Genomic DNA, 15326 nt, shown 5'->3' with positions numbered 1-15326 from the left:
AGAAGAACTGCCCGCCGAAGCGGTTGTACAGATGAATCAGTGGAAGGATTTCCCGTTGACCCGTGTCGATGCGCCGACCCTGTCGAGATAGGGCGTGATGCCGCCAAGATGCATCGGCCAACCGGCACCAAGGATCATGCACAGGTCAATGTCCTCCGGTGCAGCGACCACTTCCTCCGCGAGCATGCGGCCGATCTCATCGGCCAGGGCGTCCTGCGTTCGTCGCAGGACCTCCTCGCTGGAGGACGGTGATGAGCCGAAACTGAGCAGCGCGAGCGTGGATTCGGACGCTACCTCCGTGCCGGCGTCGTCCTGCTCCCATAGTCCCTTCCTTCCCGCGTCGATCAGGATCTGTTGATTCCTGGACAGGTAGAAGCGGTCGCCGAAGGCCGTGTTCAGTGACTCCTGCACGTGCTGACCCACAGGCAAACCCACCAGTGCGAGCAGCTTGAAGGGTGTCATCGGAAGCCCCATGGGCCGCAGCGCCCTGTCCGCGGTGGCAGCGTCGGTTCCCTCATCAAAAGCCGCAGTGATTTCGCCGAACATGCGCCCCAGTATCCGGTTCACAACGAAGGCGGGGGCGTCCTTGACCAGCACTGCGGTTTTCTTGAGTTCCTTGCCGACCGCGAAAGCTGTTGCCAGGACCTCGTCCGCGGTGCGCGGAGCCTTCACAATTTCCAGCAGCGGCATGGCGGCCACCGGATTGAAGAAATGAAAACCGACGACGCGCTCGGGATGCAGGAGATCCTCAGCCATGGCGGCTACAGAGAGCGAAGAGGTGTTGGTTGCCAGAACGCATTCAGCCGAGACCACTTGCTCCACCTCTGCGAACACTGACTTCTTGATGTCCAGTTCTTCGAAAACAGCTTCAATCACGAAATCGGCGTCGGCGAAGGTTTCCTTCGACACCGAGCCGGATACGAGTGCCTTTATGCGGTTTGCCTTATCCGGGGAGAGACGCCTCTTCGCCAGCATCTTGTCGACTTCCGAGTGGACCCAGCCGACTCCCTTGTCTACCCGCGCCTGATCAATGTCTGTGAGGACAACGGGGACGCTCAGCTGACGGGCGAACAGGAGCGCGAGCTGGCTGGCCATGAGTCCTGCACCCACCACGCCCACTTTTGTCACCGGCCGGGCAAGCGAGCGGTCCGGTGCTCCCGCCGGGCGCTTGGCCCGCTTCTGCACTAGATCGAGGAATGCGTAGACCGTGTCATGAAATTGCGGGGTGAGCATCAGTTCGGTCAAGGCTGCACATTCGGCCGCAGCAGATTCCGCATGGGTCCGGGTTCGAGCAGACTCGAAGAGGTCCAGGACCTTTCCGGGCGCGGGCGCGGCGTTCGAGGTTTTCGCCTCGACGAAAGCCCGGCCGGCCGCGGCGGCCGCTTCCCAGTCGCCGTCATCATATGCAGACAAGGCGGCGCGGCGGTCGTGGATGCCTGACGCGTTCTTCAGGACATCCGCCGCCCAGCGGATGGACTGCTCGAGGAAATCTGCGGGTTCGAAGAGCGCGTCAGCGATGCCGATCTCGTAGGCGGCCTGCCCATTGAGGGTGCGGTTGTTGCTGAGCGGGTTCTCGATCATGACCTTCACCGCCGCGCGCGGGCCGGTTAGCCGAGGCAGGCGGTATACCCCTCCCCAACCGGGAACCAGCCCGATGAACGCTTCGGGTAGCCCGATGCCGTTTGCACCGGTCGAGACCGTCCGATAGTCGGCAGCGAGTGCGATCTCGAGTCCGCCGCCGAGGGCCACTCCATTGATGAAGGCGAAGCTGGGAACACCGAGCGACCCGAGCAGATTGTAGGCGGCATGGCCGAGCTCTGCCATCAGGCGGCCATGTTCGGACGCTTTCAATGACTTGACTGTGGAGAGGTCTGCACCCGCCGCCAGGAAATAGGGCTTCCCTGTCAACGCTACGGCGGTGATCTCGCCTAGCGCCGCACGGCCTTTCAGGGTTTCGAGGGTGCGCCCGAACTCGATGAGCGTGGCCGGTCCCAGGGTGGTGGGCCTGCTGTGGTCCAGCCCATTGTCGAGGGTGATCAGTGCCATGGTTCCTGCGCCGCCGGGGATCGGCACATCTTCCACGAGTGAGTGCGTGACGACCTCGCCCGGCACCAGCGCGGACAGTTCCTCAAAGCGGTCGAAACTCATGCTGCTTCCTCCGTGATGTGTCCTGAGTAGTCGGCGTGATGCGGGTTTTCCCAGATGACGGTTCCGCCCATGCCCAGCCCAACACACATGGTGGTGATTCCGTACCGGACCTGCGGGTCTTCCTCGAACTGCCGGGCCAGTTGAGTCATGAGGCGCACCCCGGACGAGGCGAGGGGATGGCCTACCGCGATGGCTCCGCCATAGCGGTTCACACGCGGATCATCATCGGCGATGCCGAAGTGGTCGAGGAAGGACAGAACCTGGACGGCAAAAGCCTCGTTGATCTCGAAGAGACCGATGTCGTCGATGGTGAGGCCGGCCTGGCTCAGGGCCTTTTCGGTAGCGGGTACGGGGCCGATGCCCATGACCTCCGGCTCCACCCCGGCGAACGAGTAGGCGACAAGGCGCATCTTTGCAGGAAGACCCAGTTGGTGTGCGGCCTCAGCCGAAGCAAGCAACGCGACTGTGGCTCCGTCATTGAGTCCGGCTGCGTTGCCGGCCGTGACCCGCCCGTGCGGGCGGAACGGGGTGCGAAGCGCGGCGAGGTCCTCGAGAGTGGTGCCGGGCCGCGGTGGCTCGTCCTGCTGGCTGAGCGTCCAGCCTGAGTCCGGCTTCCTTCCGGCGACGGGAACGAGATCCGGTTGGATCTGGTTTCGCCCGTACGCTGCAGCGAGCTTCGTCTGGCTGGCCACGGCGTAGGAATCCGCGCGATCCTTGGTGATGGCGGGAAAGCGGTCGTGAAGGTTCTCTGCCGTATTGCCCATATTCAACGCTGCGGGATCCACGAGACGCTCCGATAGAAAACGCGGATTGGGATCGGTGCCTGAGCCCATGGGGTGGTTGCCCATGTGTTCCACGCCTCCGGCGATTACAACATCGTAGGCGCCGAAGGCGATGCCTGACGCAGTGGTTGTCACCGCGGTCATGGCACCGGCGCACATGCGGTCGATGGCGAACCCCGGGACTGTTCGCGGCAGGCCCGCCAGCAGGGCAGCGGTTCTCCCGATGGTGAGTCCCTGATCACCCGCCTGCGTGGTCGCGGCGATAGCGACGTCGTCGATCCGCTCTGGAGGAAGGGAAGGGTTGCGGCGCATCAGCTCGCGGATGCACTTGACGATCAGGTCATCGGCCCGCGTGCCGGCGTGAATCCCTTTGTCTCCGGCCTTGCCAAAGGGTGTCCGGACGCCGTCGACGAAGACGACGTCCCTGATCTGTTGCCGTGCTGCTGTGGCTGGTGTGGGCACAATCGCTCCTCATTGAGTTCGGGAATCCGACGCCTATGTTACTCGCGGGTAACATTGTGCCGCAACATGCCGATCTGTTATTGCTTCGGCGCTTTCGGCTGCTTCGGCTGAAGTGGGTCGGGATCAAGAAACGCTACGGTGAGCACTGCGGCAACGTGCTCGATCTGCCAGCGGCGTGCGCCGAGGTCAGCAAGGGAGGCGGCGATCGACTCGAGATCGAGCGGCTCGGGCGGACGCCACGCCACCCTCCGCAGGAAGTCGGGAGTCAGGAGGTTCTCCACCGGCATAGTCAACTTCTCCGCGACCGCAGCAATCCGCGGTTTGGCGGTTTGCAGGCGTGCTGCTGCCGTCGGGTCTCTTTCAGACCAGACACGAGGGGGCGGAGGAGCGTTCGTGGGGAGCTGCAGTTCGGGGAGATCGCGGGTGGTCCGTGCCATTGAAAGACACCGAAGCCACCGTGGCGCCTCGCGTTGTGAGGCCCGACCATGGAACCCGTTGACGGCCAGCAGCTGGGGGACCGTTTGCGGCATTGCTTTCGCGGCCGCCACGATTGCGGCATCGGGAATCAGCCGGCCAGGCGCGACGTCGCGTTTTTGGGCCAGCAGTTCCCTTTCCTCCCACAGCTCGCGGACGGCAGCCAGCTGCCGTCGGTCGCGAATCTGGTGAACCCCGGACGTCCGCCGCCACGGGTCTGTTTTCAGGGGTGCCGGGGGGCTGGAGCGAATGAACTCGAACTCTTCCTCGGCGAAGCGCAGTTTGCCGTCCTCGCTGAGTAACTCAATAAGGCGGGCGCGCAGCTCAATCAATACTTCGACGTCGAGCGCTGCATACCGGAGCCACGGTTCAGGCAGGGGACGCTGGGACCAGTCCGCTGCAGAGTGTTCCTTGGCCAGCGTGAATCCGAGCAGGTGTTCGATCACAGCGGCCAGACCAACGCGTGGGAGTCCGGCGAGCCGCGCTGCAAGTTCGGTGTCGAAAAGTTTGTCCGGCCACATGCCCAACTCAGACAGGCAGGGAAGGTCCTGGGTTGCCGCATGCAGGATCCATTCAACGCCGGAGAGTGCCTCGTTGATGATGCGCAGATCAGGAAATGGTTCCGGATCGATGAGCCAGGTTCCTGCGCCTTCCCTGCGGATCTGCACGAGGAAAGCCCTCTGTCCGTACCGGAAGCCCGATGCCCGCTCGGCATCCACCGCCGCTGGTCCGTTGCCGGCGGCGAGCTCACGGGCGGCGCGCTCCAAACCTGCCGGTGTGTCGATGACGTAGGGAACGCCGTCCTGGGGTTCGTCAAGAAGCGGCAGGACTGCTATGGAGCCCTGTCCGGATGCGTCGTCGTTGTGGGCGCGGCTGGCAGGCTCGGATTGCACGGTCATGATGATTCCAGTCTAGCCGGGCACGTCCGGGGATGCCGGGGAAGTGGAATTTCGACGCCGGTGCAGCTGTCGGCATGCACGGGAAGAGACTGAAGGTTAACTTCGGCGCCGGTTCGGGAGCGCTGCAACTCCCTCAGGAAGCGGCGGAAGACCGGCAAAAGTGCACACCATGTCCGCCCATGCCTCCAGATGTTTCTGGACACTGTCCGAATCCGGCGTCCAGGAAGCTCGCAGCTCGATGTCGATCGTGTCTACTCGGTCGGCGAGTGATCCGTAGCTTTCGGAGAGAATGCGCGTGGCGGTGCCGCCCGCGGACCGATACCCGGCGTCGTGTGTCTGCAGGGCCTCCACCAACCACGTCCACGCCACGGATCCGAGGAGGGCGTCGTTGCCCATATCGGGTTCGAGTTGGGCGCGGATATAGGTAACGATACGAAAGGTGCCATCCCAGACCTCGGAGCCGTCCGGGTCATAAAGGAGTATGAAGCGGCCGGTGGCAAGTTCTTCGGCGTGATTGTCCGCGAAAGCAGCCCGTGCAGGTCCATGCACCGGCAGGGGGCCCGGCTGGGCGCTCTGAAGGACTTCAGCTCCGAGAGCCACCGCATAGGGCGCAAGGCGGGAAGGAGCCGGAATCTCGTCGAGGCGAAGTTCATTACGGCATCTCGCCTGCCTCAGCCCGGCCAGGGCGTTCAGGAATTCAGGGGGAACCTGCGAGAGGTCACCAATTGCACTCACTCTCGCAGGTTATGCCCCAATCGCACCCGCGGCCGGGCAGCCACGCCGGGTGCAGGGGCATCTGTCCAACGGCCTGAGTGCTCAGGAAGAGCGGGTTTCGCGTCGGATGGCCTCCGCAAAGGCATCTACATCTTCGGCGGTGGTGTCGAAGGTGCACATCCAGCGCACCTCGCCGGTCGACTGGTCCCAGTCGTAGAAGCGGAAGTGTTCGCGGATTCGGTCTGCCACGCCAGGAGCGAGGGTAGCGAACACGGCGTTGGCCGCCGTCGGCTGGGTAAGCTGGACGCCGTCGATTCCGGAAACCGCCGCGGTGAGCCGTGCAGCCATGGCGTTTGCGTGACTCGCCGAACGCAACCACAGGCCGTCTTCAAGCAGCGCCACGAGCTGAGCGGACACAAACCGCATCTTCGAGGCGAGTTGCATGTTCATCTTCCGGAGGTACTCCAGACCGGTGGCAGCAGCGGGATTCAGGACAACAACGCACTCGCCGAACATGAGCCCGTTCTTGGTCCCGCCGAACGAGAGAACGTCGACGCCCGCGTCGCGGGTGAAGGCGCGCAGCGGCACGCCGAGAGCGGCTGCCGCATTGGCAATCCGTGCTCCGTCCATATGCAGGTGCATGCCCCTGGCGTGAACGTGATCGGCGATGGCGCGGATCTCCGCGGGAGTGTAGAGCGTCCCCAGCTCGGTGGTTTGAGTGATCGATACGGCGAGAGGCTGTGCCCGGTGCTCATCTCCCCATCCCCAGGCTTCCTGATCGATCAGCTCCGGCGTGAGCTTGCCGTCCGGTGTAGGAACGGCCAGTAGCTTCATCCCGCCGATTCGCTCGGGCGCCCCATTTTCATCGACGTTGATATGCGCGGTCTTGGCACAGATGACTGCGCCCCAGCGGGGTAGCAGCGATTGGAGGCTCAGTACGTTGGCGCCGGTTCCGTTGAACACCGGGTAGGCGATGGTGTCAGCTCCGAAGTGCTCCCGCATGAGTTCCTGGAGCCTTCGGGTGTACACGTCCTCCCCGTAGGCAACCTGGTGGCCTTCATTGGCGGCTGCCAGCGCGGCGAGTATCTCGGGATGCACGCCGGAGTAGTTGTCCGACGCGAAGCCGCGTACCTGGGGATCGTGGAGACGGGCGGGAGCGGAGATGGTGTCAGTCACTGGTCCATTATCTCGTATCGGGAAGCAGGGGAAGTTGTCAGGACGCGGGGTTGACCCTTTGCCCGTTGATTGCCGCCGCATCGAGCTCGAACAGGCCGGCCAGAGTCGCGGCGAGATCACGAACATGGGTGTACCCCGGGAAGCGGCGTTCGGGACTCTCAGCACGCATTTTTTCGTCGAGAAGAGCCTTGACCACCACGATCGAGGCAGCGGCACGGGCTTGCCCGTTCGGGTGCGCCGCTGCGAACTCCCGCCCCACAGCGCGCACCCACGTCTCAGCCGCCGCTTTGATCGCTGCATATGAAGCGCTGGAGGCAGTAGGTGAATCGACCGCCGTCGCTGACACGATCGCAAGCCTGCCCCGCTGTGACCGTTCCAGGTCGCCGGCGAACGCCCTCGAGGTATTGCGAAGGGTGGTGAGGATTGAACGATGAAGGAAATCGTAGTCCTCGTCGGATTGCCCGGCGATGCCTGAGCCGCCGCGCCAGCCGCCTACCAGATGAATCAACCCATCCACGGTGGTTCCAGCAGCGCGCAGGTCGTTCGAGAGCGACAAAACGGCGGCGAAATCCGCGAGGTCACAGGTTCTCAATTCCGCACCTGACAGATGGCCAAGCGCTCGTTCAAGGCGCGTGGAGTCTGATCCGACCGCAATGACGCGCGCGCCGGCCGAGGTGAAGGCTTCGGCAGCCGCTATACCCGCCTGGCTGGTTGCTCCCGCAATGAGAACGTTCAGACCTGACAGGCCGGGAGACTCCGTCACGCGGTAGCCCCGGTGATCCCCGCGGTGGACGCGATGACGTCCTTCATCTTCTTGTCCAATGCCTCGAAGAACATTGAGAGGGGGAATTCGTCATCGAGAACCACATCGGTCAGGCCGCGTGGAGGACCCTCCAGAGGCAGTGCGTCGGCTCCCTTGGCCCACACTGATGCCGGATGCGGGGTCACTGTTTCGGAAACCAGCTCGTAGGCTGCAAGCCAGTGTGCGATCTTCGGCCGGTCGATCGAGCTCCAGTAAAGCTGCTGAATCTTCTCGCCGAGTGCAATAACGACGCCGGGAACTTCCTCCCAGTCGATGGTCAGCGTGGTGTCGGTCCAGTGGAGAACGTGGTTCTGGTGTAGCCAGGCGAACAGCAACTGTCCGCCCAAGCCGTCATAGTTCCGCACCCGGCTGCCGGTGATGGCGAAGCGGAAGATGCGGTCGAAAATAACTGCATACTGCACGAGGCGTGCGTGGTGGCGGGCCTCCTCGGAGGCGTCGTCGTCGGCTGCAATCCTCACCGATTCGCGGAAAGCGGTGAGATCGCATCGCAGTTCCTCAAGTGAATACAGGAAGTACGGCATGCGCTGCTTGATCATGAAGGGATCGAAGGGGAGATCACCGCGCATGTGGGTGCGGTCGTGAATCAGGTCCCACATGACAAAGGTTTCCTCCGCCAGCTGCTGGTCCTCGACGAGTTGCCGGGCTTCATCCGGCAAGTCCAGGCGCGTGATCTCTGCGGCTGCGGTCACGACGCGACGGAAGCGTGCCGCTTCGCGGTCCGCGAAGATGGCGCCCCAGGTGAACTGGGGCGTCTGCCGCACAGCGACGGTCTCCGGGAACAGTACGGCGGAGTTTGTGTCGTAGCCCGGCGTGAAGTCCAGGAACCGGATCGGTACGAACAGCTTGTTCGAGTATTCTCCCGCCTCAAGCTCGGCAATGAAATCGGGCCACACTACTTCGATCAGCACTGCCTCGACAAAGCGGTTGGAGCTGCCGTTCTGCGTGTACATCGGGAAGACCACAAGGTGCTGCCGCCCGTCCACCCGATCCAGCTGAGGCTGGAATTCAACCAGTGAATCGAGAAAATCGGGAGCGCCCAGGCCTGCGGCTTTCCACCGGCCGAAATCTTCCATCAAAGCTTCGTGGTAGGCGGCGTCATGGGGGAAGAGGGGAGCGAGTTCCCTGATGGACCGCACGATTGCATCTACGTGCGTTCCGGCTCCGGTCACCTCCGACGCATCGGCGATGGATCCATCCTTGGCCTGCAGGTTCTGCAGGGAGGCAGCCGCGCTTTTGAGCGCCAACCAAGCATCATGATGGTGCGGGCTCTGAGTAGTTTGGGTCCGTACGTGGGAGTCGAGGGTCTGGGTCACGATTACTCCTCATGGTGGTGGGCTGTTGGTTTCCACGAGCGTAACAACAGAACAGCACACCTGATCCTCAAATGGATGCGACCTAAGGAACTCTAATGCTCGGACTGCCTCGGGTCTCAGGGAGGCACAGCACTGCTGTAGCCCTGTCGCCTGGGTGGGTCGCTGTGAAGGGCGTCAGTCCTTCGGAACGAGCCTCATGGACACCGAATTGATGCAGTAGCGCTGATCAGTGGGAGTGCCGTAACCCTCGCCCTCGAACACGTGCCCGAGGTGTGAGTCGCAGTGTCCGCAGCGAACTTCGATCCGTTCCATGCCGAGGGCCCGGTCCTTGATGTAGCGGACCCTGTCTTCGGCCAGCGGCGCCCAGAAAGACGGCCAACCGCAGTGTGAGTCGAACTTCTCGTTGCTGGTGAACAATTCATGACCGCATGCCCTGCACTGGTAGACCCCCTGCGCATGGGTGTCGTGATACTCACCGGTGAAGGGACGTTCGGTTCCCGCCTGTCGAAGTACGTAATACTCCTCCGGGGTCAATTCCCGGCGCCATTCCTCATCACTCTTCTGGATGGGGGAGTTGTCAACATGCGGCAGTGATTCTGATGTACTCATGTTTCCTTCAACGCCTAGGAGTCACCGATAAATCCCGAGCCCGCATAGAGGTGGAGAACGGGGACTCCGAGTTTCTCCTGAGCGCGGTTGGCCCAGTCCCGGTGAAGGGTGTCAGCGACCGCATGCGGCCGCGTGATGACCACTGCCTGGTGTGCGCCGCGTTCCCTCACGGCATTGACCATCGCCTCCACCGCGTTACCCTGGGCGGTGAAACCATCGGCCCTCAATCCCGCCCCTATCAGGGCCTCAAGTGAGCCTTGAAGAGCCTGATCGGCCGAGATACGGACCTCCTCCTCGGTGGGCCGGTGGGACAGTCCCTGCACTGCCTCGCTGAATTCCAGGAGGCTCAGATGATGGAGGAACTCCCCGAGCACGTTTGTGTGCCGGTCTTCCGGAATAACCACTGTGTACGTAGAGTCACCTCCATCGACCAGCGACGACAAATGGGTGGCGTCAGCGGCTGTCAACGGCACCTCAGCGAGCACAACGATTGTTTCCTCCATGTGCCAACAGTAGTCGCCGACCCACCCGCCACCTAGGAGCGGCTCGACACTCCACGCAGGGGGGCAGTCCGCTGCTGCGCCGCTCGCGTAGGCGAGAATGTAGCCATGCCTCTCAGCTTCCCTCCGGCCGAAGCGGACCGTCAGACATGGCTTCGTTGGGCAGTCCTCGGACTTGGTTCCGGCGTCGCCGTCAGTTCCGTCATCGCTGGTGCCGCCTCCGCTTTGGCAGCGCACTTCGCTAAAGAGGTGGTTACACCGCGGAAACGAGACGAGAACCTGGAGATCTTCGCCGTGGTACAGACGGGCGGAGGCCTGGAAGTGATTCTCCCGGCGAACGAGGACACCACCGTGGACGGCACCTACAGTCTGTACTTCGACGAGGGCCGCGGGCATGCCCGGATAGGAGCGATCCGTTCGTTCGTCCCCCGGGAGGGCACAGTTCAGCGTGAGGTGGAGGCGGTCTACTCGGGTGACATCAGAACGGCAATACGGGGCTGGTGGAGCGGTGCCGTCTACCCCACACCTTCGGCCCTCGGCTTCGCAGACGAACACGTGGACGTACCTGTTGCCGGCGGCACCGCGCCCGCCTGGCTGGTGCGTGCTGAAAATCCTGCCGCTACGTGGGCGATCATGGTGCACGGTAGGGGAGTGCAACGCTCCGAAGGTCTGCGCGCAGTGCACACAGCACGCGAACTCGGTATGACGAGCTTGCTGGTTTCCTACCGCAATGACGGCGAAGCGCCTTTTGCTGCTGACGGAAAATACGGGCTGGGCATGACCGAGTGGCAGGACATCGAGTCCGCGATGGAGTACGCCTTTGACCAGGGTGCACAAGATGTCGTGTTGTTCGGCTGGTCCATGGGAGGCGCAATCTGCCTGCAGGCGGCGGATGTGTCCGGGTACCGCTCGAGGATCCGGGCGTTGGTGCTTGACGGCCCGGTGATTGACTGGATGAATGTCCTGACCCACCAGGCAGAGCTGAACCGTATTCCCGCTCCGGCCGGCAGGCTGGGCCAGTGGCTCATCTCGAACAGCTTCGGACGGATTGTGACCGGGCTGTCTACACCGGTGGATCTCAAAAGCATGGACTGGGTGTCCAGGGCGGACCAGGTGACCATCCCCGTCCTGATTCTGCATAGTGAGGATGACGAGTTTGTCCCGGTAGGACCCTCCGCTGAGCTTGCCGAGCGCAACCCCGGGTTTGTCACGTTCGAGCGGTTTTACCGCGCACGCCATACCAAGGAATGGAACGTTGACCCTGCGCGGTGGCACTCGGTGACAGCGGATTGGCTCCTGGGCGAGGTGTTCGGCCGCGTGGAACCGAAGCGGGCCCTAAGCCGCCCCTGATTCCCGAATCTTGCGCTTGATCCGCCCCAGCATCGCCGCCATGCCGCGCATGCGCAGGGGAGTAATGGCACGTGTGAGGCCGAGCCTCTCGGGAACGTCATCCGGAACAGCAAGGATCTCCGCTGCAGGCAGCCCGTCCAGGCCTTCCCGGAGCACGCCGGCGAAACCACGGGTAGTAGGAGCTTCCTGAGGCGCCGAGAAAAACAGGGATACGGATTTTTCGGTGTCATCGGCAATATCGAGCGTCAAGAAGAGCGGGCTCTGGCACTCCACAACCTGCTCAAGAAGCTCAGGGTGGTCGGTGAGCCGCTCCGGCAGCGGAGGCAGTCCCCTGGAAAACTCAAGGAGCAACTGGAGCCGGTCAGGTTCGGACAGAGCCTGGAAATCTTCCACGATCTCGGCGAGCTGCTGGGGTAATGCGCTTGTTGTCACTGTCATCCTCACGATTGCCCCGGGACCGTGACCCCGGGGCTTCTTCAGTCAGTCTGGGTTTGTTCTATCGCTGCCGGGCGGGAACAGGGGCCACGCCGGGCTCCGACCCCTTAACGATCGGCACGCGTACTACGTTGCCCCACTCGGTCCATGAGCCGTCGTAGTTGCGCACATTCTCGAAACCGAGAAGGTGCTGAAGAACGAACCAGGTGTGGCTGGAACGCTCACCGATTCGGCAGTAGGCAACGACGTCGTCCCCTTCATTCAATCCTGCCTCGCCGCGGTAGATCGCATCCAGTTCACCCCGTGTGCGGAAGGTTCCGTCATCAGCAGCGGCACGTGCCCAGGGCACAGACACAGCTGACGGGATGTGCCCGCCGCGCAGCGCGCCCTCTTCCGGGTATGCCGGCATATGGGTGCGCGCGCCGGTGTACTCGTCAGCGGACCTGACATCGATCAGCGGGTTACCGAAGTGGCCCAGAACATCAGTCAGGTAGGCCCGGATGGGAGCGTCATCGCGCTCGACCACGGGATATTGAGTTGTTCCGGGCCGGGGTACGTCCGTGGTGAGGGAACGGCCCTCTGCAATCCACTTGTCGCGTCCGCCGTCGAGCAGGCGTACGTCCTCGTGCCCGAACAAACTGAAGACCCACAGCGCGTAAGCGGCCCACCAGTTCGATTTGTCACCGTAAATCACGATGGTGCTGTCCCGGGAGATGCCCTTGGCGGACATGAGACGAGCAAAGGCTTCGCCGTTGACATAATCGCGGGTGACCTCATCATTGAGGTCCGTATGCCAGTCGACTTTCACGGCCCCCTCGATGTGGCCTGTCTCGTAAAGAAGCACGTCCTCGTCCGATTCGACAATCACGAGACCCGGCGTGCCGAGATTGTCGGCAAGCCACTGGGTTGAAACCAGGCGCTCGGGGTGGGCGTACTGGGCAAACTTCTCATTCGAATCTGTTGCGACACTCATCCGTTGGAGCCTTCCTGCGTTGGTGATAGCTCTTTCCTATCTACCCTAACCACGCGTCCTACCAATTATTTCCGGGCAGGTCACGGGGCGCCATATAAAGTTGGACGAGGGGTCCGGCTACCTTGAACGGGAGTTGACGCGGCCCGCTGTCAGAGGTCCGAATGGGCCGCTGGGGCTGGCCCGGCTGCTGACGTATCCTTGCCTAGCACGGCTCGCAAAGGCCTGCTTGTAGATCACCGACGAAAGACGCACTCATCTGTGGCCACCATTGAGCACCTGACCCAACGATCGCCGCAGGTATCTGTGGATGAACTGCTGGACGGCTTTTTCCCGTCACAGCGCTTCGGAGCCGTATCTTTCGATTCCTATCAACCCGATCCGGGGCAGCCGTCGCAGACCGCCGCGGTCAAGGCCCTGCGCCACTTCGCAGCAGCCGTGAACACCCCCAAGCCAAGCGGCCTTCGCAAAATCTTCGGGGCAAAGCGCGAGGAGAGCCGCGCAGGCATCTATCTCGATGGCGGCTTCGGGGTGGGCAAAACGCACCTCCTTGCTTCCCTCTGGCATGCCAGCGAAGGAAAGAAGGCTTTCGGAACCTTCGTGGAGTACACAAATCTGGTCGGTGCTTTGTCCTTCAGGCGTACAGTGGACGCGCTGAGCACATACCAACTCGTCTGCATCGACGAGTTCGAGCTGGATGACCCTGGTGACACAGTGTTGATGTCACGGCTGATGCGGGAGCTGGCGGATGCTGGGGTGAAACTTGCAGCAACATCGAACACGCTGCCGGGTTCCCTGGGGGATGGCCGGTTCGCGGCCGTTGACTTCCAGCGCGAGATCCAGGTTCTTTCGGATCAGTTCGACGTGGTCCGGATCGATGGCGAGGATTACCGCCACCGTGGACTTCCGGAAGCCCCCGCACCATTGACCGAACAGCAGGTGCGACGCCGGGCTAGGCATCTGCCGGACGAGGTCACGGTTGCCGAAGACAACTTCGGCGATCTCATCAAGCACCTGGCGGGTGTTCATCCCAGCCGGTACCGGCAGCTCATCGATGGGATAGACGCCGTTGCCTGGCACGAGGTGTACACCATCACCGAGCAGGCGGTGGCACTGCGCTTTGTCGTGCTGGCTGACCGCCTGTATGACCGGGATGTACCGATCCTCGCCAGCGGTATGCCGCTGAGTGACCTTTTCACACCGGAAATGATGTCTGGTGGCTACATGAAGAAGTACTATCGCGCTGTTTCCCGCCTGACCGCCCTGGCCCGCCAGGGAGCGGAAGCAGGCGGCTGAAGCGACCGCGAAGGTTTCCGGCGCGACTTCCGGGATGACAAAGGCGCCGACGCTGTCTCTCGGCAGGGTCGGCGCCTTCTTGTCGTGCTAAAGGCTGATTATCAGGCCGAAGCGTTGGGTGATTCAGCCGGCCGGTCGATGTCCTGACCGTCAATCTCAAGTCCGGTTGCTTTGTCCTTCAACTCTCCGGCCCTGCCTTTGAGCCCGTCAACTACAGACACAGACACCTCCCTTCTTTCCCGTGGAACCTGTTGTTCCACCCACTTTCATCATCATAAGGAGCAGAGAGGAGCCAGCCAAGGGTTTGAGCTTTCGCCCTGAGCGTGATCCGTCTTGCTGGGTGTGCAGCAGTGTGCGAATCTGAAGCGGCCAAGCAGGCACCCGGACGAGGTGCGCCGTACCCGGCCAGTGACAAGACGGCGCTGGAGGAGTGAGCAGACCATGGCGTGGTTTGTACTGGTTGTGTCAGGAGTGCTTGAGGCCGTATGGGCCACCGCGCTTGGGAAGTCTGAGGGATTCAGCAAGCTATGGCCGACGGTGATTTTCGCCGTGGGACTGGTGTTGAGTATGGCTGGTCTTGCATGGGCCATGCGAACGTTGCCGACCGGAACGTCCTACGCGGTATGGGTGGGCATCGGCGCTGCCCTGACGGTCACTTATGCAATGATCTTCGACGGCGAGGCGGCCTCGCTGCTGAAGGTCCTGCTTGTCCTTGGGATAGTCGGCTGCGTTATTGGTTTGAAAGTTCTTCATTGAGCCGAACAGACCCGAGGACAAGGACAGGCTCCCTCCAAAAGGAGGAAGCCTGTCCTGTCGCTGCATGAGAGCGGACGACGGGATTCGAACCCGCGACATCCACCTTGGCAAGGTGGTGCTCTAGCCAGCTGAGCTACGTCCGCGAAAAAGCGCCCCCGTGGAGGCGCTTTGTGTGGGCGATACTGGGATCGAACCAGTGACCTCTTCCGTGTCAGGGAAGCGCGCTACCGCTGCGCCAATCGCCCAGGTCTTGCAATTCACCGTATGGAGGTGGGGACGGGATTCGAACCCGCGTATACGGCTTTGCAGGCCGCTGCCTAGCCACTCGGCCACCCCACCGTGACCCGCCGAAGCGGGATCACCAGCCGGAGCCAGCGAATACAGTGACTTGCGAGCGGACGACGGGATTCGAACCCGCGACATCCACCTTGGCAAGGTGGTGCTCTAGCCAGCTGAGCTACGTCCGCAGAGAAAATTTGCCGGGACTGAAATGAGTTTCCCCACGGTGCCCTGCGTCTTTCCAACGAATAAAAACAATATCGGAGGAACCGGGCTTCGTCCAATTGAGCGGACTTCGGAGCGCCGCGCCCTGCAAGGGGTAGTTCTACGATATAAGCAC

The 15326-nt window shown here is 62.5% G+C and carries 14 protein-coding genes, 4 tRNA genes and 1 riboswitch; of the genes, 3 read left to right on the top strand and 15 right to left on the bottom strand.

Annotation, left to right across the window (positions count from 1 at the left end):
• Positions 1–36 precede the first annotated feature (36 nt).
• The 9 genes from AC1MBU_RS10905 to AC1MBU_RS10865 all read right to left on the bottom strand — a co-directional run bounded on the left by AC1MBU_RS10905 (position 37) and on the right by AC1MBU_RS10865 (position 9903).
• A complete protein-coding gene (locus tag AC1MBU_RS10905; protein WP_479787196.1) occupies positions 37–2148 on the bottom strand; it encodes a 3-hydroxyacyl-CoA dehydrogenase NAD-binding domain-containing protein in 2112 nt (703 codons plus the stop codon).
• Positions 2145–3392, bottom strand: coding sequence for a thiolase family protein (locus AC1MBU_RS10900; protein ID WP_277357290.1), 1248 nt, complete (start codon positions 3390–3392; stop codon positions 2145–2147). Before AC1MBU_RS10900 ends, AC1MBU_RS10905 begins: the two co-directional genes overlap by 4 nt.
• 77 nt (positions 3393–3469) lie before the next feature.
• Complete coding sequence (locus AC1MBU_RS10895; RefSeq protein ID WP_479787195.1) at positions 3470–4765, bottom strand: HRDC domain-containing protein; 1296 nt, start codon at positions 4763–4765, stop codon at positions 3470–3472.
• Positions 4766–4861: 96 nt separating this feature from the next.
• A complete protein-coding gene (locus AC1MBU_RS10890; RefSeq protein WP_056549609.1) occupies positions 4862–5491 on the bottom strand; it encodes a DUF3000 domain-containing protein in 630 nt (209 codons plus the stop codon).
• Between the two features lie 90 nt (positions 5492–5581).
• Positions 5582–6655: a threonine aldolase family protein gene (locus tag AC1MBU_RS10885; RefSeq protein ID WP_277357292.1), complete on the bottom strand. Its 1074-nt coding sequence runs from the start codon at positions 6653–6655 to the stop codon at positions 5582–5584.
• Positions 6656–6692: 37 nt separating this feature from the next.
• Positions 6693–7418, bottom strand: coding sequence for an SDR family NAD(P)-dependent oxidoreductase (locus tag AC1MBU_RS10880; RefSeq protein WP_471671750.1), 726 nt, complete (start codon positions 7416–7418; stop codon positions 6693–6695).
• Positions 7415–8791, bottom strand: coding sequence for a DUF6421 family protein (locus AC1MBU_RS10875; protein ID WP_479787194.1), 1377 nt, complete (start codon positions 8789–8791; stop codon positions 7415–7417). The genes AC1MBU_RS10880 and AC1MBU_RS10875 overlap by 4 nt, the downstream gene beginning before the upstream one ends.
• A 174-nt stretch (positions 8792–8965) precedes the next feature.
• Positions 8966–9400: a peptide-methionine (R)-S-oxide reductase MsrB gene (msrB, locus tag AC1MBU_RS10870; RefSeq protein WP_277357294.1), complete on the bottom strand. Its 435-nt coding sequence runs from the start codon at positions 9398–9400 to the stop codon at positions 8966–8968.
• A 14-nt stretch (positions 9401–9414) separates the two neighbouring features.
• Positions 9415–9903: a hypothetical protein gene (locus tag AC1MBU_RS10865; protein WP_277357295.1), complete on the bottom strand. Its 489-nt coding sequence runs from the start codon at positions 9901–9903 to the stop codon at positions 9415–9417.
• A 105-nt stretch (positions 9904–10008) separates the two neighbouring features.
• On the opposite strand from AC1MBU_RS10865, the gene AC1MBU_RS10860 reads away from it, so the two are divergent.
• On the top strand, positions 10009–11250 hold the full coding sequence (locus tag AC1MBU_RS10860; protein ID WP_479787193.1) for an alpha/beta hydrolase family protein: 1242 nt from the start codon (positions 10009–10011) through the stop codon (positions 11248–11250).
• On the opposite strand, the gene AC1MBU_RS10855 is transcribed toward AC1MBU_RS10860, so the two are convergent.
• Together AC1MBU_RS10855 and AC1MBU_RS10850 are read right to left on the bottom strand one after the other, a co-directional pair.
• The gene (locus AC1MBU_RS10855) at positions 11236–11682 is read right to left on the bottom strand and encodes a SufE family protein (protein WP_471671748.1); all 447 of its coding nucleotides are present in this window, start codon (positions 11680–11682) and stop codon (positions 11236–11238) included. The two genes, AC1MBU_RS10860 and AC1MBU_RS10855, sit on opposite strands and share 15 nt — an antisense overlap.
• A gap of 64 nt (positions 11683–11746) precedes the next feature.
• Positions 11747–12658 carry a sulfurtransferase gene (locus AC1MBU_RS10850; RefSeq protein WP_479787192.1) on the bottom strand — a complete coding sequence of 304 codons (912 nt, stop codon included), beginning with the start codon at positions 12656–12658 and terminating at the stop codon, positions 11747–11749.
• Between the two features lie 258 nt (positions 12659–12916).
• Here AC1MBU_RS10850 and zapE point away from each other — a divergent pair, with 258 nt between their 5' ends.
• Positions 12917–13951, top strand: a complete 1035-nt coding sequence (gene zapE, locus AC1MBU_RS10845) for a cell division protein ZapE (protein WP_056549398.1) — start codon at positions 12917–12919, stop codon at positions 13949–13951.
• Between the two features lie 363 nt (positions 13952–14314).
• Positions 14315–14377, top strand: a riboswitch (guanidine-III (ykkC-III) riboswitch).
• Between the two features lie 15 nt (positions 14378–14392).
• Entirely contained in the window at positions 14393–14707 is a 315-nt protein-coding gene (locus AC1MBU_RS10840) for a DMT family transporter (protein ID WP_277357299.1), read from the top strand.
• 69 nt (positions 14708–14776) lie between these two features.
• On the opposite strand, the gene AC1MBU_RS10835 is transcribed toward AC1MBU_RS10840, so the two are convergent.
• From AC1MBU_RS10835 to AC1MBU_RS10820, 4 genes are all read right to left on the bottom strand, one after another.
• Positions 14777–14850: transfer RNA gene (locus tag AC1MBU_RS10835), tRNA-Gly, on the bottom strand.
• 30 nt (positions 14851–14880) lie between these two features.
• Positions 14881–14952 (bottom strand) — tRNA-Val (locus AC1MBU_RS10830).
• Positions 14953–14972: 20 nt separating this feature from the next.
• Positions 14973–15046 (bottom strand) — tRNA-Cys (locus AC1MBU_RS10825).
• 54 nt (positions 15047–15100) lie between these two features.
• Positions 15101–15174 (bottom strand) — tRNA-Gly (locus AC1MBU_RS10820).
• Between the last annotated feature and the right edge of the window lie 152 nt (positions 15175–15326).

Source organism: Arthrobacter sp. PTI12 (assembly GCF_056679915.1).
The sequence above is the reverse complement of the archived record's forward strand: the minus strand, read 5'-3'. Positions and strand labels throughout refer to the sequence as shown.